We start from the raw sequence: 20,226 nt of genomic DNA on the forward strand, positions 1-20,226 counted from the left end.
AGGACGAGGTCCCGCCCTTGTTCTCAGCGTGGCCCGTTCACCGGTCGCCTTTTCGGACGAATGAACGAGCACGCATAGCGCTCGCCGTGCGCCGGATCGGGGCTTTGGAGAATTAACTGTGAGTTGCGTCCATTCGTACACGTATTCGAAGTAGTTTTCGATTAGTATGGCCTCGTGGCTATTTCATCGCAGAGTAAAAGAACTGATCTGACTCGCCTGGTCGTCAAGGGTGCACGCGAGCATAACCTGAAAAACGTGGACATTGATCTCCCGCGTGACGCAATGATTGTCTTTACCGGCCTGTCCGGCTCGGGCAAGTCCTCCTTGGCCTTCGACACCATCTTTGCCGAAGGCCAGCGCCGCTACGTCGAATCGCTCTCTGCCTACGCCCGCATGTTCCTCGGCCAGGTGGACAAGCCCGATGTGGATTTCATCGAGGGACTGTCGCCAGCGGTGTCCATCGACCAGAAGTCGACCAGCCGCAACCCGCGTTCCACCGTGGGCACGATTACCGAAGTGTACGACTACATGCGTCTGTTGTGGGCACGCGTGGGCCGTCCGCATTGCCCGATCTGCCACGAACCGATCTCCAAGCAGACTCCGCAGCAGATCGTCGACCAGCTGATGGAGCTACCGGAGAAAACCCGCTTCCAGATCCTCGCCCCGGTAGTGCGCTCGCGCAAGGGTGAATTCGTCGACCTGTTCGCGGAGCTCGCTTCCAAGGGCTTCGCCCGTGCCCGCGTTGACGGCACCACCATCCAGCTGAACGATCCGCCGAAGCTGGCCAAGCAGGTCAAGCACACCATTGAGGTGGTCGTCGACCGCCTGGCCATCAAGGAAGATGCCCGCCAGCGCTTGACTGACTCCATCGAAACGGCCCTGGGCATCGCCGAAGGACGCGTGCTGGCCGACTTCGTGGACCTGGACGAGGATGATCCCCAGCGCGTGCGCGCGTTCTCCGAGAACCTGGCCTGCCCCAATGAGCATCCGCTGGCCATCGATGAGATCGAGCCGCGCACTTTCTCCTTCAACAACCCGTTCGGTGCTTGTTCGGCCTGTTCCGGCATCGGCACCAAGCTGGAAGTCGATGAGCACCTGATCGTTCCGGACGGCGAGGTCACCTTGGCCGAGGGCGCGATCGCCCCATGGTCGCTAGGCAAGGCCACCACCGAATACTGGAACCGCTTGATCGAAGGCCTGGGCCATGAGCTGGGCTTCACCATGGACACCCAGTGGCAGGAGCTGCCGGCTGCCGCCCGCGAAGCGATCCTGAATGGCAAGGACCACAAGGTGGTCGTGCAGTACAAGAACCGCTTCGGCCGCGAGCGCAAGTACTCCACCGGCTTCGAGGGCGTCATTTCCTACGTGCACCGCAAGCACCAGGAAACCGAATCGGATCACGCCCGCGACCGCTACGAGCAGTACATGCGCCAGATCCCGTGCCCTACCTGCGGCGGCGCGCGCCTGAATCCGGCGTCGCTCTCGGTCTTGGTGGGCGGGCGTTCCATCGCTGAAATTGCCGCCATGGACCTGCGCAGCGCCGCGGAATTCCTCTCCACGATCGTGCTCACCGCACGCGAGGCGCAGATCGCCGCGCAGGTGCTCAAGGAAATCGACGCGCGCATGAAGTTCCTGCTGGACGTCGGGCTGGAGTACCTGACCCTGGAACGCGCTGCCGGCACCCTGTCCGGCGGCGAGGCGCAGCGCATTCGCCTGGCTACGCAGATTGGTTCGGGCCTGGTCGGCGTGCTCTACGTTCTGGACGAGCCGTCCATCGGCCTGCACCAGCGCGATAACCGCCGCCTGATCGACACCCTGCTGCACCTGCGATCGCTGGGCAACACCCTGATCGTGGTGGAGCACGACGAAGACACCATTGCCGAAGCTGACTGGATCGTGGACATCGGCCCGGGCGCCGGCGAGCACGGCGGCGAAGTGGTGCACTCCGGATCCCTGGAGGGCCTGAAGCAGAACACCAAGTCGCTGACCGGAGACTACCTTTCGGGCCGCAAGCAGATCGACATCCCGTCCAAGCGCCGCAAGATCGACAAGGAGCGCAAGCTCAAGGTGGTCGGTGCCAACGAGAACAACCTGCAGAACGTGTCGGTGGAGTTCCCGCTGGGCGTGCTGACCGCGGTGACCGGCGTGTCCGGCTCGGGCAAGTCCACCCTGGTCAATGACATCCTGTACAAGGTGCTGGCCAACAAGCTCAACGGCGCCAAGCAGGTGCCCGGCCGCCACACCCGCGTGCAGGGCCTGGAGCACCTGGACAAGGTGGTCCACGTTGACCAGTCGCCCATCGGCCGGACCCCGCGTTCGAACCCTGCGACCTACACCGGCGTGTTCGACCACATCCGCAAGCTGTTTGCGGAGACCAATGAGGCGAAGCTGCGCGGCTACCAGCCGGGCCGTTTCTCCTTCAACGTCAAGGGCGGACGCTGCGAATCCTGCTCGGGTGACGGCACGCTGAAGATCGAGATGAACTTCCTGCCGGACGTCTACGTGCCCTGCGAGGTCTGCCAGGGCGCCCGCTACAACCGCGAAACCCTGCAGGTGCTGTACAAGGGCAAGAACATTGCCGATGTGCTGGATATGCCGATTGCCGAAGGCGCCGAGTTCTTCAGTGCCTTCACCCCGATCGCCCGCCACCTGCGCACGCTGGTGGACGTGGGTTTGGGCTACGTGCGCCTGGGTCAGCCGGCAACCACCCTCTCCGGTGGCGAGGCCCAGCGCGTGAAGCTGGCTGCGGAACTGCAGAAGCGTTCCAATGGCCGCTCCATCTACGTCCTGGACGAGCCGACCACCGGTCTGCACTTCGAAGATATCCGCAAGCTGCTCAAGGTGCTGCAGGGATTGGTCGACAAGGGCAACACCGTGTTGACCATCGAGCACAACCTGGATGTCATCAAGTCGGCTGACTGGGTCATCGACCTCGGCCCGGAAGGCGGCTCAGGCGGCGGCACGATCCTGGCTGCTGGCACCCCGGAAAAGGTGGCCAAGGTGAGCGAATCGCACACCGGGAAGTTCCTCTCCGAGATCCTGTAATGCCTGGCGGAGAATGTTCGACATATGCGATTTCAGTTATGGATTGCTAACCCGCGTCCGCTTCATGGGAAGATGGCTAGGTGAATATGTCGGTAACAAGTGTGCTCTTCGATCTGGATGGGACCCTCGTGGACCCTGCCGGTGCCATAACTTCGGGTATCCGCCACGCGGTCACCTCCCATGGTTTGGCCGATCCGGGCGAAGCACGAGTTGAAGCGCTGGTAGGCCCGCCCCTCCAAATCGGGCTGCGTACGCTTGACGGCGTCACCGACGAGAACATCGACTCCATCATCGCGGCCTACCGCGCCCGCTATGCCGAGGTGGGCATGGCAGAATCCGTGATCTACCCGGGCATTGTGGCGCTCCTGGACGCGTTGCGCGCGGCCGGGATCTACGTCGCAGTGACCACGGCCAAGCCCATCAACATTGCGCGCCAGCTCATTGCACGCAAGGGGCTGGATGAGCATCTCGATGCGATTCACGGCAACGCGGATGAGCACGGGAGCATGGGTTCGAGCAAGACGCACATTGTCGCTGAGGCTTTGGAGCACGGGCAGCTGGACCCGGCGAGCAGCGTAGTTGTGGGGGACCGCTACTACGATTGGGATGCCGCCCGCGAGAATTCGGTGGCTTCGGTCGGCGTCGCGTGGGGCTTTGCCCAGGACGATGAACTGCAGCAGGCAGGCGCAACTGTGGCGACAACCCGGGACCTTGCTGAGCTCCTGCTCGGAGCACAGCTGGCAAACACGCTGAACCTCGACGATGACCTCATGCAGGAAGGTGCAAAGTAGATGAGCATCTACACCATGACCCGTTCGTCGATTCGGGGCGTCATCCACGGTGTATGCCGTGCGGAAGTGACCGGGCTTGAGAACGTTCCCAAGGAAGGCGGCTTCATTGTCGCCTCCAACCACCTGTCATTCTTCGACTCCTTGATCATTCAGGCGCTGACCCCGCGCGACGTGGCGTTCTTCGCCAAGGCGGAATACTTCACCACCCCGGGACTGAAGGGCAAGGTGATGAAGACCTTCTTCGAATCCGTGGGATCCATTCCGGTGCAGCGTGGCGAACAGGCAGCTTCGGTTGCCGCCCTCGATTCCCTGGTGGAAATCGTCGAAGGCGGCAAGGGCATCGGCATCTACCCCGAGGGCACTCGCTCGCGCGATGGCAAGTTGTACCGCGGACGCACCGGCGTGGGCTGGCTGGCGCTGACCACCGGTGTACCAGTGGTACCGGTGGGCTTGATCGGCACGGAGAAGCTGCAGCCTGCTGGTTCAAAGGGTTTCCGTCCTGCCAAATTCCATATCCACTATGGCGAGCCGCTGTACTTCGACCAGTTGGGACGCAAGCACCCGTTGCCGCAGCGCCGCCAGGCCACGGACCGGATCGTTGATGCGATTGCCGAGCTTTCCGGCCAGGAACGCGTCGATTCCTACAACCAACTGCCACCGGACGCGAAATAGACCATGGCTGATCCGGCAAGTTACCGTCCGAGAACTTCGGACATTCCCACGAAACCGGGCGTGTACCGTTTCCGCGATGAACACGGCCGTGTCATCTACGTTGGCAAGGCCAAGGTCCTGCGCAACCGCTTGACCTCCTACTTCGCCAATCCTGACCGGCTCACGCCCAAAACCCGGGCCATGGTATTCACCGCCGGCAGCGTGGAGTGGACCGTGGTGGGTTCCGAATTGGAAGCGCTGCAGCTGGAGTACTCCTGGATCAAGGAATACAATCCCCGGTTCAATATTGTTTTCCGTGATGACAAGACCTACCCGTACCTTGCTGTCACCTTGAACGAAAAGTACCCGCGCGCCCTGGTCATGCGCGGGGACAAGCGCAAGGGCGTGAAGTATTTCGGGCCGTTCTATCCGGCCAAGGCCATCCGGGAAACCCTCGATACGCTGTTGCGGGTCTTTCCTGTGCGCAGCTGTGCGCCGGGCGTGTTCAAGCGTGCCGAAGCATCGGGTCGCCCTTGCCTCTTGGGGTACATAGACAAATGCTCGGCGCCTTGCGTGGGGCGCATCAGCGAAGAAAACCACCGTCAACTGGCTGATGACCTATGCACCTTCATGAGCGGTGAGGCTACTAAGTTCACCAAGGCCCTGACAGCCAAGATGCAAGAGGCGGTGGCAGAACTCGAATACGAGAAGGCCGCCCGCTACCGCGATGACATTGCGGCACTGAACAGAGTTTTTGAACGCAACGCCGTGGTCCTTGATGACCGTACCGAAGCTGATATCTTCGGCATTCATGGCGATGAATTGGAAGCCGCCGTGCAGGTATTCCATGTCCGCGACGGCCGTATCCGTTCGCAACGAGGCTGGGTCGTCGAAAAGGTTGCGGATACCACCGGCGCTGAATTCGTCGAGCAGCTTCTCACCCAGGTCTACGCAGATCACGCGGACCGGATTCCCAAGGAAATCCTGGTTCCGACTCTGCCCGAAGACATTGAGGATGTCACGACCTGGCTCACTGAGCTGCGCGGTTCCAAAGTCTCCTTGCGCGTCGCCCAACGCGGCGACAAGGCGGCACTGGCATCCACCGTCGTGGAGAACGCCGAACAAGCGCTGCGCCTGCACAAATCGAAGCGAGCAGGTGATATCACCACGCGTTCGCTGGCGATGCAGGAACTGCAGGATGCACTGGGAGCCGAACAAGCACTGCTTCGCATCGAATGCTATGACGCGTCGCATACCCAAGGCACCAACGTGGTTGCTTCCATGGTGGTCTTTGAAGATGGATTGCCCAAGAAGAGCGAATATCGAAAGTTCTCCATCACCGGTGATGCAGCACGCGATGATACCGCCAGCATGTACGACGTGATCTACCGTCGCTTCAGCCGCTATCTGAAGGAGAAGATCGACCCCAAGAGCTTTGCAACCGGGGAAATGGATGAAGAAACCGGTGAGCAGGAAAAGAAGCGATTCTCCTACCCGCCATCTCTGGTGATCGTTGACGGCGGACCGCCCCAGGTGGCCGCGGCGCAGAAGGCCATGGACGACCTGGGAATCGATGACATTCCAGTGGTCGGCCTGGCTAAGCGCTTGGAAGAACTGTGGCTGCCCGACGATCCGTTCCCGGTGATCCTGCCGCGTGCCTCAGCTGCCCTGTATTTGGTGCAGCGGCTTCGCGACGAGGCGCACCGTTTTGCGATCAACTTCCACCGCGCCAAGCGTGCTAAATCCATGATCGCCTCGGATTTGGACGCGATCCCGGGGCTGGGCAAGTCCAAGCAGGCTGCCCTGCGCAAGCACTTCGGGTCGATGAAGAAGATCCGTGCGGCGAGCATCGAGGAGCTGATGGACGTGCCAGGAGTCGGTGAAAAACTTGCGGCTTCCATCAAAGAGTCCCTAGAAGACGCTTCATTAACCGGTGTGAATATGACTACAGGCGAAATTGTCGACTAGCCTTGTGATATGACCGCTGAGTATGAAGCAGTAAAACCCCCTGAGTCCGAACTCGTGATCGTAACCGGCATGTCAGGTGCCGGTCGCACCACAGTCGCGCATGCTCTGGAAGACCAGGGCTGGTACGTAGTGGAGAACCTTCCACCGGCCATGCTTGGACCCTTGACGGAGATGATGAGCCGTTCGCAGGGCTCCATCCCGAAGATGGCCGTCGTGATGGACGTGCGCTCCAAGGAAATGTTCCCGGAAATCCGCGATGCCTTGGCGAACCTGACAGCCAGCGGGGTGAAGTTCCGCCTGGTCTACCTCGACGCCAGCGACGAGGTGCTGATCCGCCGCTTCGAGCAGGGTCGCCGGCCGCATCCGCTGCAGGATGACGGCCGCATTGTCGACGGCATCAAGCGCGAACGCGGGATCACCGATCAATTGCGTGAAGCTGCCGAAATCATCTTGGATTCCACGACCATGTCGGTGCACGACCTGGCACGTGCAGTCAACGAACTGTTCAGCGAATCCGGGCCGATCATCCTGCGCATCAACGTGATGAGCTTCGGGTTCAAGTACGGCCTGCCCGCTGATGCCAACTACGTGGCAGATGTCCGTTTCATCCCCAACCCCCATTGGGTACCTGAACTGCGCCCGCAGACAGGCAAGGACAAGGAAGTGTCGGACTATGTGCTGAGCCAGGAAGGCACGAGCGAGTTCATCGAGAACTACCTCAAGGCATTGGAACCGGTCTTTGAAGGTTACCGCCGCGAGAATAAGCACTACGCGACTATTGCCGTGGGCTGCACCGGCGGCAAGCACCGCTCGGTAGCAACCACCATTGAGCTGGGCCGGCGCCTGGCGCAGTTCCCGAACGTCAGGGTGAATATCAGCCACCGTGATCTGGGGCGTGAGTAGCCGCCATGGCCTTTGCTACAGGTCCGATCCCGATCCAGGGACTGACTCGAAGTGATGATTACCGCAACCCATCGGTGGTGGCCTTGGGCGGGGGACACGGGCTGTCCTCGTCGCTCTCTGCCCTGCGCCGTCTGACTACCGACCTCACCGCCGTAGTAACGGTGGCCGATGACGGCGGCAGTTCCGGGCGGCTTCGGGGATCCTTCGATGTGCTGCCCCCGGGAGACTTGCGCATGGCGCTGGCTGCGCTGTGCGACGACAATGACTGGGGCCGTACCTGGCGCGATGTCATGCAGTACCGCTTTGAATCGACCGAAAACGCCGACGAGCCATTGAACGGCCATGCCGTTGGCAATTTGCTGATCCTGGCGCTGTGGGAGTTGCTCGATAACCCGGTAGCTGGCCTGCGTTGGGCAGGTGCCCTGCTTGGCGCGCGCGGGCAGGTCCTGCCAATGAGCACGGTTCCGCTGTCCATCCATGGCGAGGTTCTTGAATCCGACCCGGTGAACGACACCTTGGTGCGTCGCCGAATCGATGGGCAGGCCAAGCTGGCTCGCGCCGGTTCCGGCGGCCTGGTTACCCACGTGTACCTGGAACCGTCCGATGCGCCGGCCTGCTCCGAAGCGCTGGAATCCATCGATCTGGCGGACTGGGTGATTCTCGGTCCCGGTTCCTGGTACACCTCGGTGCTCCCGCATCTGCTGCTGCCGGATATGCGCCAGGCCCTGGCATCGACCACGGCCAAGAAGCTGCTGACCATGAACCTGGCCTTTGATACGGCAGAGACTTCCGGGATGGACGCCGCGGCGCACTTGGAGGTGCTGGGACGTTACGCACCCGAGGTCAAATTCGATGCAATTATTGCCGACGAATCAAAGATTCTTAACAGGGATCGATTTGAGCTGGCAGCGCAAAAACTCGGTGCGCGTGTCTTTTTTAGTACAGTAGGAGTATCTGACGGTCGTGCTGTGCACGACCCGTTGCGACTAGCGGCGGCCTATCACGAGGTGTTTACCGCGATCGGGTCTTAGGAAGATCCAAGTAAGGGAGTTTGATTCATGGCATTGACGGCTTCCGTCAAAGACGAGCTGTCGCGGGTAGAGATTCGCAAGCCATCGGTCCGCAAGGCCGAGGTTTCGACCATGCTCCGCTTCAGCGGCGGGCTGCACATCGTCTCCGGACGAATTGTCATCGAGGCAGAAGTGGACCTCGCGGCGACGGCCCGGCGGTTGAAGATTGCTATCGGCGAGCTGTACGGCCACGATGCCGAAATCGTCATGGTTTCCGGATCGGGCATCCGCAAGGGGAGCCGCTACATTGTGCGTGTTTCCAAGGACGGCGAAGTGCTTGCACGCCAAACTGGCCTGCTTGACCAGCGCGGCCGGCCGGTACGCGGCCTGCCCTCGGTGATCGTCAACGGTTCCACCGCCGACGCTGAAGCTGTATGGCGCGGCGCATTCCTGTCCCACGGATCGTTGACCGAACCCGGACGCAGCTCCGCTTTGGAAATCACCTGCCCTGGGCCAGAAGCCGCTTTGGCGCTGGTCGGTGCAGCTCGCCGTCTGGGGCTGACTGTCAAGGCGCGTGAAGTGCGCGGTGTGGACCGCGTTGTGATCCGTGATGGCGATGCCATCGCCCAACTGCTGACCCGCATGGGCGCTCACGATGCGCTCATGGTCTGGGAAGAACGGCGCATGCGCAAGGAAGTTCGCGCGACGGCGAACCGCTTGGCGAACTTCGACGACGCCAACCTGCGGCGCAGTGCCCAGGCAGCGGTAGCTGCCGGTGCCCGCGTTGAGCGTGCACTGGGCATCTTGGGCGACGAGGTTCCCGAGCACTTGCGCTATGCGGGACTGCTGCGCCTTGAGCACAAGCAAGCCTCCTTGGATGAGCTCGGCCGCATGGCCGAACCGCCAATGACCAAGGACGCCATCGCTGGCCGAATCCGCCGCCTTTTGGCTATGGCGGATAAAAAGGCGAGCGATCTGGGAATACCAGGTACGGAGTCCAGCGTTCCAGGAGATGAACTGGAACATTAAAATGTCCCCGCGGGAGCCCTCCCGCGGAGATTCAACCAATTGAGAAGATTGAGGAGAATCATGGCTGTTTATTCACTGCCAGAACTGCAGTACGACTACGCCGCACTGGAGCCGAACATCTCGGCTCGCATCATGGAACTGCACCACTCCAAGCACCATGCAACTTACGTTGCTGGCGCAAACTCGGCACTGGAGCAGTTGGCTGAAGCTCGCGAAAAGGGCGAATTCGGCAATATCCCTAAGCTGTCCAAGGACCTGGCGTTCCACCTGGGTGGCCACACCAACCACTCGATCTTCTGGAACAACCTGTCCCCAGAGGGTGGCGACAAGCCTGAGGGCGAGCTGGCAGCGGCCATCGACGACTTCTTCGGTTCGTTCGACGCTTTCCGTGGCCACTTCACCGCTTCGGCCATGAGCCTGCAGGGCTCGGGCTGGGCAGTGCTGGCTTACGACGCACTGGGCGGCCAGCTGGTCATCGAGCAGCTGTACGACCAGCAGGGCAACATCCCAGTGGCAACCACCCCGCTGCTGATGCTGGACATGTGGGAGCACGCCTTCTACCTGGACTACGTCAACGTCAAGGCTGACTACGTCAAGGCATTCTGGAACATCGTGAACTGGGCAGATGTCCAGGCTCGTTTCGAAGCTGCCCGCAACGGCGCAGCAGCGCTGATCCTTCCAGGTAAGTAAGACTTATCTGGTAAGTTAGCTCACATTCTGCGCTAATGTAGCGTAGTATGTTTCAAGTGTGTTGCGGATCCCGGCAATTCGTTGGGATCCGCAAGCACGGCACAACGGAGTGTCCTCTTAAAGAAGGCCACCTCCGCTCGCGTGCGGTCGTGGCATCATCATCCCATTTAGAGGAGATAGTCACGTGACAACCCGTGTTGGAATCAATGGTTTCGGTCGTATCGGACGCAACTTCCTGCGTGCAGTTCTGGCCCATAAGGCAGACATTGAAATCGTCGCCGTCAATGACCTTGGTTCAATCGATTCGCTTGCTCACCTGGTGAAGTTCGATTCCGTGCTCGGCCCAGTGGGCGAGCCGGTATCCGTGGACGGCGATACCATCGTCGTCGGAGAACGCCGTATCAAGGTTCTGTCTGAGCGCGAGCCAGCCAACCTTCCATGGGGCGAATTGAACGTCGATGTCGTTATCGAATCGACCGGATTCTTCACCAACGCAGAAGACGCCAAGAAGCACGTAGCTGCTGGCGCAAAGAAGGTCATCATCTCGGCTCCTGCCAAGAATGAAGACATCACCATCGTGATGGGCGTCAACCAGGACAAGTACGATCCTGCCAACCACGCCATCATTTCGAACGCATCGTGCACCACTAACTGCCTGGCTCCAGTAGCCAAGGTGCTGAACGAAGAATTCGGCATTGTTGATGGCCTGATGACCACCATCCACGCTTACACCGCAGACCAGCGCCTGCAGGACGCGCCGCACAGCGACCCACGCCGTGCCCGTGCCGCAGCACTGAACGTCATCCCGACCTCCACCGGTGCCGCCAAGGCCATCGGCGTGGTGCTCCCAGAGCTGAAGGGCAAGCTGCACGGTTACGCTATGCGCGTACCCGTTCCAACCGGTTCGGCCACCGACCTGACCGTGAACCTGGCCCGCACCGCAACCGTGGAAGAAATCAACGCAGCATTCGAGAAGGCAGCTGCCGAGGGTGCATTGAGCGGATACCTTGAGTACTCCACCGATCCACTGGTTTCTTCGGACATCGTGACCAACCCCCACTCGGCAGTTTTCGACTCCGGTCTGACCACCGTGATGGGCAACAGCGTGAAGGTCGTCGCGTGGTACGACAACGAGTGGGGCTACTCCTCGCGACTTGTTGACCTCGTTGAATTCGTGGGATCCAGCCTCTAGTCGATAACCTAGAGACATGTCTTCTCACACCATTGACGAATTGATCGCTGACAACGGCGTCCGCGGACGGTACGTTCTGGTCCGCAGTGACCTGAACGTACCGCTCGACGGTGCAACTGTGACCGATGATGGCCGCGTCCGCGCGTCGCTGCCAGTCATCGGCAAGCTGGCTGAAGCTGGCGCAAAGGTCATCGTAATGGCCCACTTGGGACGCCCCAAGGGCCAGGTCGATGCCAAGTACTCCATCGCTCCTGCGGCTAACCGCCTGGACGAACTGGCTGACTTCGACGTAGCTGTTGCCGAAGACGTTGTGGGCGACTCCGCTCGCCAGTTGGCGGCAAACCTCGAAGAGGGCTCCGTGCTGGTTCTGGAGAACGTCCGCTTCGATGCTCGCGAAACCTCCAAGGATGATGCGCAGCGCGAAGAGTTCGCCAAGGAATTGGCTGCGCTGACCGGTCAGAACGGCGCTTACGTGAACGACGCTTTCGGTGCTGTGCACCGGAAGCACGCTTCGGTCTACGACATCGCCAGTCTGCTCCCTAGCTACCAGGGCGACCTGGTTGCTACCGAGGTCAAGGTCCTCAAGACCCTGACCGAGGCCCCGAAGCGCCCATACGTTGTGGTGCTCGGAGGGTCCAAGGTATCGGACAAGCTCGCTGTCATCGACAACCTACTGGGCAAGGCCGATCAGCTGCTCATCGGTGGCGGCATGGCCTTCACTTTCCTCAAGGCGCAGGGCTTCGCCATTGGCAGCTCGCTGCTTGAAGAAGACCAGATCGCGACCTGCCAGGAATACCTGCAGCGGGCCGAGAAGCTCGGCTGCGACATCATCGTGCCTAGCGACGTCGTAGTGGCAAGCAAGTTCGGTGCCGACGCAGAGCACGAGGTGCTGGCCGCAGACAAGATCGAAGAAGCCAGCTTCGGCTCCAACGGCCTTGGCCTGGACATCGGACCAAAGTCCGCTGAACTGTTCGCAAGCTACATCACCAGCGCAAATACCGTGTTCTGGAATGGCCCGATGGGCGTCTTCGAGATCCCTGCTTTCGCCGAAGGTACCCGTACCGTCGCGCAGGCTCTGGCGGACTCGGAAGCGTTCAGCGTCGTAGGCGGCGGCGATTCCGCTGCAGCCGTGCGCGCACTGGGCTTCTCGGAGGATGACTTCGGCCATATCTCCACCGGTGGCGGCGCTTCGCTGGAGTACCTCGAAGGCAAGACCCTGCCGGGTGTTGCCGCATTGGAAGGCTAATAATGACCATTTCGCAGAACGGCGCCTTTGTGCGCCAGCCGCTGATTGCCGGCAACTGGAAGATGAACATGGACCACGTCCAGGGCATCACCCTGGTGCAGAAGCTGGCGTGGACCCTGAAGGACCATGAGCACGATTACGATCGTGCCGAGGTCGCAGTGTTCCCTCCCTTCACCGACATCCGCGGCGTGCAGACACTGACCCTAGGTGACAAACTGGATATCGTTTACGGTGCCCAGGATCTGTCCGCACAGGACTCAGGTGCGTACACTGGTGAAATTTCGGGCCAGTTCCTCAAGAAGCTCGGCTGCACCTACGTTTTGGTAGGCCACTCCGAGCGTCGCGAGTACCACAATGAAACCAACCAGGTGATTGCCGCCAAGCTGGCTGCTGCCTACCGCCACGACCTGACCCCGATGCTCTGCGTCGGCGAAGGCCTGGAAGTACGCAAGGCCGGCGAGCATGTGGCATTCACCCTGGACCAGTTGGCTCAGTCGCTGGAAGGCGTAACCGCTGAGCAGGCCGCAAGCCTGGTCATCGCCTACGAACCAGTCTGGGCCATCGGTACGGGCGAAGTTGCCGGACCAGCTGACGCGCAGGAAATGTGCGCCGCAATTCGCGGTGCGCTGGCTGAACGCTTCGGTGCAGAGATTGCCGAGAAGACTCAACTGCTCTATGGCGGTAGTGTTAAGGCAGCAAATGCCGCATCGATCATGCGCGAACGCGATGTTGATGGCGTGTTGGTTGGCGGTGCCAGCCTGGATGCCGAGGAATTTGCTAATATTGTCAGGTTCGAGCATCATCTCGTCACCGACTGAATCTAACTAAGGAACCGTCGACTTGGATATTATCAAGATCATTTTGCAGGTATTGCTGGGCATTACGAGCGTCCTGCTGACCCTGCTGATCCTTTTGCACAAGGGCCGTGGTGGCGGTATGTCCGACATGTTCGGCGGCGGCATGACCAGCTCAATGGGATCTTCGGGTGTAGCCGAGCGCAACCTGAACCGCATCACCATTATTCTTGGTCTGATCTGGGGTGCCGTGATTATCGGCCTCGCTCTGGTCCTGCGATTCAGCATCGAAGCCTAGGCAGTACCCTTCCGTAGCAGTCAATAGGCGCCTTCCACATCATGTGGAAGGCGCCTATTGCGCGTCTCAGGCCAGTTGCCCGAACTTCTCGGTATCGGCAATCGATCCCAGCACGAGGATCTTGTCTCCGGTCTGCAGGACGGTGTTTCCGTCCGTGTTCTTCCATTCGCCGGCCGCATTGGTCGTGGCAGCGATGGTCACCCGGTATTTATTGCGTACCCCGGCATCACTGAGTTTCACACCGTGCAATGTGGCTGGTGCGCTCATTTTCACCATGGCATAGCCTGGATCGACTTCCAGGTAGTCCATCATGGATCCGCGCACCAGGTGGGCGACTCGCTTGCCCATATCCTTCTCCGGGTAGACGATGTGGTGGATTCCGAGCTGCTCCAGGATCAGACCGTGCCGATCGTCCTGCGCCTTGGCCCAGATCTGCGGGATCCCCATGCTGACCAAGAGCGAGCAGCACAGGATGGATGACTGCAGGTGGCTGCCTACGGCAACCACCACGCGGTCGAACTCGTGGATCGAGAGCTGTTCAAGGATTTCCCGGCTTGAGGCGTCGGCGCGAACCACCTGAGTCAATTCCCCATTCAGGGACTGGACGATGTTCTCGTGCACGTCAATGCCCAGGACATGGGTACCGGACTTCATCAGTTCCAGGGCCAGGGATTCGCCAAATCGCCCGAGCCCGATCACTGCAACGGAGTCCGCCTTAGACAGGCCCTTGGCGTCATTTCGAAAATTCAGTAGCTTAGCCAATTGAAGGCCTTTCCTTGGGGAGTTCGTAGAGCGCTTTTCGATCGCGCAGGGCCAGCGCGGAGCCCAGCGAGAGGACCCCGACGCGGCCCAGGTACATCAATGCAATGAGGATGCCCTTGGCAGGGTCCGGCAAATCCGGGGTAATGCCGGTGGACAGCCCGACGGTGCCGAATGCGGAGGTGGCTTCAAAGAGGCAGCGGTCCAGGGAATAGCCGGTCAGCAGCAGCAGGCCCATGGTGCCGACGAATACCGCCGCTACGCCCATCAGCGCCACCGTGATGGCCTGCCGGTGCACCGAGCGGGACAGGCGCTTGCCTAGGACATTGACGGCGGTCTCGCCGCGAAGTTCGGTCATGATGATGAACAGCAGGATCGCAGCCGTGGTGATCTTAATGCCGCCGGCGGTGCCGGCAGGCCCTCCGCCGATGAACATCAGCACATCCATGCCCAGCCAGGAGGCTGGATGCATCGCGCCGATATCGATGGAATTGAAGCCAGCGGTACGTGTCTGCACCGATTGGAAGAATCCAGCCAGGATCCGCTGGGCAGGTTCAAGCTCGCCCAGCGTCTTCGGATTGGACCATTCCATGGCGGTGATGAAGATGGTGCCGCCAAGCAGCAGCAATGCGGTCATGAGCAGGACCAGGCGAGTGTTCATCGTCCACTTCAGCGAATTCCGCCAGTGATGCCTGAGCTGGACCAGAACCGGGAAGCCCAAGCCGCCGAGGATGATGGCGATGCTGATGGGGATGCATAGCCACGGGTCCGCGACGAAATCCATCAGGTTATTCGAGTAGAGGGCGAATCCCGCGTTATTGAAGGAAGAGACCGCATGGAACAGGCCATGCCAGATCGCCCTGGCGGGTTCGTAGTCGTAGGCCAGCCAGAAGCGGAGGGCCAAGACGAGGGCCACTGCGGATTCGATGGCCAGTGACAGCTTGATGATCATCAATGCCGAGGTGCGCACGTCGGCGCCCGAAACGGCGGAGCTTTCGCGCTGCGTGGAGAGCCGGGTGAGGTAGCCGATGCGGCCCATGACCAGCATGCTCAGCAACGATGCGACGAGCATCAGGCCCAGGCCGCCGACCTGGATCAGGACCAGGATGACGATCTTGCCGAAGAGGGTGTAGTGGGTTGCCGTATCCAAGACAGTCAGGCCAGTGACGCACACCGCTGACGTCGCGGTGAAGATCCCGTCCACCAAGGATGTGAAGGTGCCTTGCATGTTGGCCGCCGGTGAAGACAGGAGCAATCCGCCAATGAGGATTGCGCCGGCAAAGGCGACGGCTACTGCGCGTGCGGGTTTGGCCAGCACGCTGTGCTGCGCGGCGGACCGCGCATTGGGAAGATTCATGGAGATCGCAATGGTCGAAATAACGTCTCGCGAAACCGTGGGACGAGTAGTACGAATGAAATAATACGCTCGGAAAAGCCGGTGTCAATGGTGATTCCCGTCACCTGGCCCGTAGTTGATAGCGGACCTGCGGGAGCGCCTGGTCCGTTCTGCCACAGTCCCGCCGCCGGTTAAAGCAGACCGGCAGCCTCGCGGAAAAGCGTGGCTGCCGGTTGGACGCTGGTGCTGCTAGGTTTCGAGCAATTCCACGACCCGCTGTGCGGTACCCCAGGAAAGGGTGACCCCAGCCCCGCCGTGGCCGTAGGCCGCAATGACAGGCACAGCGTGCCCGTCGACGCGCTCCAGGCGGATCGTCTCGCGTGCCGGGCGCAGCCCCACCTTGTGCTCCAGGATCTCGCAGCCGGCCAGCTGGGGGACCAGGACGATGGCACGGCGCAGCATGTCGGTGGCGGTCTGCGGGTCGACCTCGGCGTTGAAGTCGTTGGCCACGTCGGTACCGCCAACAATGATGTCATCGCGGCGCGGAATGATGTAGGTAACGCCCTGGGGATGCTCGTCATAGCAGAGCCAGTGGACCAACCCTGCGGTGTTTGCCAGGCGGATCACCTGGCCTCGGATGGGGTAGACAGTGCCGTCATCCCCGGTGAGTTCGCCGCCACGCAGGCCCGTGGCCAATACGACGGCGTCGGCCTCTTCCTGCACCTCGTCGATGGATCCGATGGTGCGCTGGATGAACTTGACGCCCTTGGCCAAGGCTTGTTCATGCAGCCAGGAGAGGTAGAGAGGCATAGTGATCACCGGGACGGTGGCACGCATGCCGGCGGCGGCAATGCGCGGGATGTCTTCTGCTGGGGCTTCGGCGGCGTTGGCGACGATCTGTGCCCAAGAGCGGTCTTCCTCCGGGGACGCTTCCAGATTCAGGCCGCGGCGCAGGTCGATGCCGGTTTCCTTGATGCCGGAGAGCTCCTCGAAGCGTGCCAGCGAACGGGCGAGCAGCAGATCGGCGGCTGCGGAGTTCTCCGAGTGGTACGGGAACCAGATGGCTGCGGCCACCGCGGAGACGGTCTGCAGCGGCAGCTGGTCGGCGATGACGGTGACCTGGTGGCCGGCGGCAGCCAGCTCATGGGCGGTGGAGAGCCCGATGACGCCGGCGCCGATCACCGTGACCTTGCGGGATGGCTGCGCGGCATCGGGCAGCGGGGCGGAATGCATGGGAACCTTTCGGGCAGGTGGCGAGGGGAAAGCAAAGGCCGGTGCCGTGATCCTGGAGTGCAGGATCGCGGCACCGGCGATGCGGTGCAGGCTAGAGCAAGGTGGCCGCGGCGCGGTCGATGATCCAGCGGGTCGCTTGGGTGCCGTGCACGGCAGAGGCCGGGACAGCAGTCTCGTTGACCTCGTGCTGGGCCTTGGCCAGCGCCGGCGCCTTGTCGGCACCGGCCACGATCAGCCAGACCTCCTTGGCGGTGTTGATGGTGCCCATGGTGAGCGTGACGCGGTGCGCAGGCGGCTTGGGGGAGTCGTGGACCGCGATGACTCCTGGCTCATCGGACCGGGTGTGGTTCGGGAAGAGCGAGGCGACATGCGAGTCCGGGCCCATGCCCAGCATCAGCACATCGAACGCGGGGTTCAAGGCGCTGTCTTCGGCTTCCCCGGCCAGTTCCTCGGCGTAGGCCGCGGCGGCCTGCTCGGCGGACTCGTACTTGTCGCTGGCGCCCATGGCGTGCACGGTGGCGCGGTCCAGGCCCAATTCATCCAGCGCGTCGAACAGGGCTGCGGCCTGCAGCACGTTGCGATCTGCTGAATCGGTGGCGACAAAGCGCTCGTCGCCCCACCAGAAGTGCACCTGCGACCAGTTGACCGAGGCCTTGGCGGGGTTGGCCGCGACGGCTTCCAGGGCGGCGATGCCCAGCGAACCGCCGGTCACCACCACGTGGGCAACTCCGCGGGCGGCCAGTGCATCGGCGATCGAGGTGATCAGCCGGGCCGCAATGGCGTGGGCGGTAGCTTCCGGGTTCTCATGGATCAGTATTTGCCTAGCGATCACTGGATCTGATGCTCCTCAGGTTGGTCAGGTTCAGGCCCTTGGTGATGACCTCGCCGAAGACGTCATCGGCGTCCAGGCGGCGCATCTCTTCGGCCAGGCATTCGGCCACCGAACGCCGTGGCAGGGAGATGCGTTGCGGGGCCGATCCGGGCAGGTAAAGGTGGGCTACCGCGCCGGAAGGGCGCGAAAGCTCCACGTCGCCGGCTTCGCGTGCCAGCCGGACGCTGGAGAGCCCGCCATTGGACTTGTCCGCGGCGATGGTCACCGGGACGTCCAGGCACAGGGTCAGCCAGGCGGCCAGCAAGGTGGTGGACGGGGAATTATCCGAGCCCTTCACGGTGATGCCCGAGAGCCCCTCGGTGCCGATCAGGTCGATGATGCTCGCCAGCTGGGCACGCCACAGGGTCAGCCGCGTCCAGGCGAGGTCGGTGTCGCCGGCCTGGTAGGTCTCGATGCGGCTGAACAGCGCGGCGGTGGGGTCTTCGGTTTCCGCCGAATCGGTGATGCGGCGGTGCGCCAGCTTGCCCAGCGCGGTGCCGGCCGGATCCTGCGGCACGCCATGCGGCCACCAGGCCACGATCGGCGCATCGGGCAGCAGCAGTGCGGAGATCAGCGCCTCGTCGGCCACGACATCCGGGCCGTAGGTGCGCATCACGATCACCTCGGAGGCGCCGGCGTCCCCGCCCACGCGGATTTGCACGTCCAGTCGGTTGGCCTCGGACTTGTTGCCGCGGACCACCACGATGATCCGGCAGGGGTGCTCGCGGCTGGCCAAGTTGGCCGCCTCGATCGCGTTCTCGGCGAACCCCTCGCGGGTGATGACCACCAGGGTCATCACGCGGGAGAGCGCTACCACGCCGTGGGTGCGGCGCGAGGAGATCAGCTTCTTGGCCACCTTGGAGGTGGTGGTGTTGGGAAGATCGATCATCATGGTCGTCTCCAGGTCCTTCCATCCTTGGCCATCAGCTCATCGCTGCTTTCGGGTCCCCAGGAGCCCGGAGCGTAGGGATCGGGCTGGGTGGGCTGCGAGGCCCAGAACTCCTCGAAAGGATCCAGGATGCGCCAGGACTGCTCGACTTCCTCATGGCGCGGGAACAGCGGCGGCTCACCGAGCAGCACATCGAGGATCAGCCGCTCGTAGGCCTCGGGCGAGGATTCGGTGAAGGCGTTGCCGTAGCCGAAGTCCATGGTCACATCGCGGATCTCCATCTGGGTGCCGGGCACCTTGGAGGAGAAGCGGATGGTCGCGCCTTCATCGGGCTGCACGCGGATCACGAACGCGTTCTGGCCGAATTCGTCGTCCTTGTGGTCGGTGAACAGCAGGTTCGGCGCCTTCTTGAAGACCACCGCGATTTCGGTGACGCGGCGGCCCAGGCGCTTGCCGGCACGCAGGTAGAACGGCACCCCGGACCAGCGGCGGGTATTGATGTTCAGGCGCACCGCCGCGTAGGTCTCGGTTTTGGACTTCGGGTTGAAGCCCTCCTCGTCGAGGAAGCCGACGACCTCCTCGGCGCCCTGCCAGCCAGAGGTGTACTGGCCTCGGGCACTGGCCGCGCCCAGGTCCTCGGGCAGCTGGACGGCGGTGAGCACCTTCTCCTTTTCGCTGCGCAGGTGGTCCGCGTCGAAGGAAATGGGTTCCTCCATGGCGGTCAGCGCCAGCAGCTGGAGCAGGTGGTTCTGGATGACATCGCGGGCCGCGCCCACACCGTCGTAGTAGCTGGCGCGGCCGCCAATGCCGATGTCCTCGGCCATGGTGATCTGCACGTGGTCCACGTACTTGTTGTTCCACAGCGGCTCGAACATCTGGTTGCCGAAACGCAAAGCCAGCAGGTTCTGCACGGTTTCCTTGCCCAGATAGTGGTCGATGCGGAACACCGCGTCCGGCGGGAACACGGACTCCACGATCTCGTTCAGTTCGCGGGCGCTTTGCAGGTCGTGGCCGAAGGGCTTCTCGATGACCACGCGTTCCCAGCCCGGGTTCTTGTCCTTGGCCAGCTTGTGCTCGGAGAGCTTCTGGCAGACAACCTCGAACCAGCTCGGCGGGATCGAGAGGTAGAAGGCGTGGTTGCGCCCGGTGGACCGGGATTCGGCCAGTTCGTCCAGGGTCGCGGCCAGCTTCTCGTAGGCGCCATCATCGTCGAAGGCGCCGGAGATGAAGCGCATGCCGGCGGCCAGCTGGGCGAACACGGTTTCGTTGAAGGGGGTGCGGGCGCTGGCGAGGATCCATTCGCGGGCCTGGTCGGCGAAGTCCTGCGCCGTCCAGTCGCGGCGGCCGAAGCCGACAATCGCAAAATTCGGGGGAAGCAGTCCGCGGTTAGCCAGGTCGTAGACCGCTGGCATGAGTTTCTTGCGGGCAAGGTCGCCGGTGATTCCGAAGAACACCAGCGCGCCCGGACCGGCAATGCGGTTAAGCCGCCGGTCGCGGGCGTCGCGTAGTGGGTTGCTCATA

The 20,226-nt window shown here is 62.0% G+C and carries 18 protein-coding genes; 12 read left to right on the forward strand and 6 right to left on the reverse strand.

The window, feature by feature from the left end; genetic code table 11:
- Positions 1 to 174: 174 nt before the first annotated feature.
- From uvrA to secG, 12 genes are all read left to right on the forward strand, one after another.
- Positions 175 to 3,045: an excinuclease ABC subunit UvrA gene (gene uvrA / locus M2368_RS02790; RefSeq protein ID WP_498723986.1), complete on the forward strand. Its 2,871-nt coding sequence runs from the start codon at positions 175 to 177 to the stop codon at positions 3,043 to 3,045.
- An 86-nt stretch (positions 3,046 to 3,131) separates the two neighbouring features.
- Entirely contained in the window at positions 3,132 to 3,836 is a 705-nt protein-coding gene (locus M2368_RS02795) for an HAD hydrolase-like protein (protein WP_332498358.1), read from the forward strand.
- Positions 3,837 to 4,508: a lysophospholipid acyltransferase family protein gene (locus tag M2368_RS02800; protein ID WP_105656671.1), complete on the forward strand. Its 672-nt coding sequence runs from the start codon at positions 3,837 to 3,839 to the stop codon at positions 4,506 to 4,508.
- 3 nt (positions 4,509 to 4,511) lie between these two features.
- On the forward strand, positions 4,512 to 6,455 hold the full coding sequence (gene uvrC, locus M2368_RS02805) for an excinuclease ABC subunit UvrC (protein WP_498723987.1): 1,944 nt from the start codon (positions 4,512 to 4,514) through the stop codon (positions 6,453 to 6,455).
- 9 nt (positions 6,456 to 6,464) lie between these two features.
- Complete coding sequence (gene rapZ / locus M2368_RS02810) at positions 6,465 to 7,358, forward strand: RNase adapter RapZ (RefSeq protein WP_105656669.1); 894 nt, start codon at positions 6,465 to 6,467, stop codon at positions 7,356 to 7,358.
- Between the two features lie 5 nt (positions 7,359 to 7,363).
- Positions 7,364 to 8,389, forward strand: a complete 1,026-nt coding sequence (locus M2368_RS02815) for a gluconeogenesis factor YvcK family protein (protein ID WP_105656668.1) — start codon at positions 7,364 to 7,366, stop codon at positions 8,387 to 8,389.
- A gap of 27 nt (positions 8,390 to 8,416) precedes the next feature.
- On the forward strand, positions 8,417 to 9,397 hold the full coding sequence (gene whiA, locus M2368_RS02820) for a DNA-binding protein WhiA (protein ID WP_105656667.1): 981 nt from the start codon (positions 8,417 to 8,419) through the stop codon (positions 9,395 to 9,397).
- Between the two features lie 60 nt (positions 9,398 to 9,457).
- Complete coding sequence (locus M2368_RS02825) at positions 9,458 to 10,087, forward strand: superoxide dismutase (protein ID WP_105656666.1); 630 nt, start codon at positions 9,458 to 9,460, stop codon at positions 10,085 to 10,087.
- A 184-nt stretch (positions 10,088 to 10,271) separates the two neighbouring features.
- Positions 10,272 to 11,279 carry a type I glyceraldehyde-3-phosphate dehydrogenase gene (gene gap, locus M2368_RS02830; protein ID WP_105656665.1) on the forward strand — a complete coding sequence of 336 codons (1,008 nt, stop codon included), beginning with the start codon at positions 10,272 to 10,274 and terminating at the stop codon, positions 11,277 to 11,279.
- Positions 11,280 to 11,295: 16 nt separating this feature from the next.
- Positions 11,296 to 12,525: a phosphoglycerate kinase gene (locus M2368_RS02835; RefSeq protein ID WP_105656664.1), complete on the forward strand. Its 1,230-nt coding sequence runs from the start codon at positions 11,296 to 11,298 to the stop codon at positions 12,523 to 12,525.
- Positions 12,526 to 12,527: 2 nt separating this feature from the next.
- Positions 12,528 to 13,343: a triose-phosphate isomerase gene (tpiA, locus tag M2368_RS02840; RefSeq protein ID WP_105656663.1), complete on the forward strand. Its 816-nt coding sequence runs from the start codon at positions 12,528 to 12,530 to the stop codon at positions 13,341 to 13,343.
- Positions 13,344 to 13,365: 22 nt separating this feature from the next.
- Positions 13,366 to 13,617, forward strand: coding sequence for a preprotein translocase subunit SecG (gene secG, locus M2368_RS02845; RefSeq protein WP_105656662.1), 252 nt, complete (start codon positions 13,366 to 13,368; stop codon positions 13,615 to 13,617).
- Positions 13,618 to 13,683: 66 nt separating this feature from the next.
- Here secG and M2368_RS02850 read toward each other — a convergent pair whose 3' ends face one another.
- The 6 genes from M2368_RS02850 to zwf all read right to left on the reverse strand — a co-directional run bounded on the left by M2368_RS02850 (position 13,684) and on the right by zwf (position 20,225).
- Complete coding sequence (locus M2368_RS02850) at positions 13,684 to 14,379, reverse strand: potassium channel family protein (protein WP_181148794.1); 696 nt, start codon at positions 14,377 to 14,379, stop codon at positions 13,684 to 13,686.
- Positions 14,372 to 15,733: a TrkH family potassium uptake protein gene (locus M2368_RS02855; RefSeq protein WP_498723988.1), complete on the reverse strand. Its 1,362-nt coding sequence runs from the start codon at positions 15,731 to 15,733 to the stop codon at positions 14,372 to 14,374. The genes M2368_RS02850 and M2368_RS02855 overlap by 8 nt, the downstream gene beginning before the upstream one ends.
- Before the next feature lie 228 nt (positions 15,734 to 15,961).
- A complete protein-coding gene (locus tag M2368_RS02860) occupies positions 15,962 to 16,945 on the reverse strand; it encodes an FAD-dependent oxidoreductase (protein ID WP_498723989.1) in 984 nt (327 codons plus the stop codon).
- 91 nt (positions 16,946 to 17,036) lie between these two features.
- Complete coding sequence (gene pgl, locus M2368_RS02865) at positions 17,037 to 17,777, reverse strand: 6-phosphogluconolactonase (RefSeq protein ID WP_133834203.1); 741 nt, start codon at positions 17,775 to 17,777, stop codon at positions 17,037 to 17,039.
- Positions 17,767 to 18,708 carry a glucose-6-phosphate dehydrogenase assembly protein OpcA gene (locus tag M2368_RS02870; RefSeq protein ID WP_105656658.1) on the reverse strand — a complete coding sequence of 314 codons (942 nt, stop codon included), beginning with the start codon at positions 18,706 to 18,708 and terminating at the stop codon, positions 17,767 to 17,769. Before M2368_RS02870 ends, pgl begins: the two co-directional genes overlap by 11 nt.
- The gene (zwf, locus tag M2368_RS02875) at positions 18,705 to 20,225 is read right to left on the reverse strand and encodes a glucose-6-phosphate dehydrogenase (protein ID WP_105656657.1); all 1,521 of its coding nucleotides are present in this window, start codon (positions 20,223 to 20,225) and stop codon (positions 18,705 to 18,707) included. Before zwf ends, M2368_RS02870 begins: the two co-directional genes overlap by 4 nt.
- Position 20,226 lies beyond the last annotated feature (1 nt).

The organism is Arthrobacter sp. JUb119 (assembly GCF_024807995.1).
Classification (GTDB): domain Bacteria; phylum Actinomycetota; class Actinomycetes; order Actinomycetales; family Micrococcaceae; genus Glutamicibacter.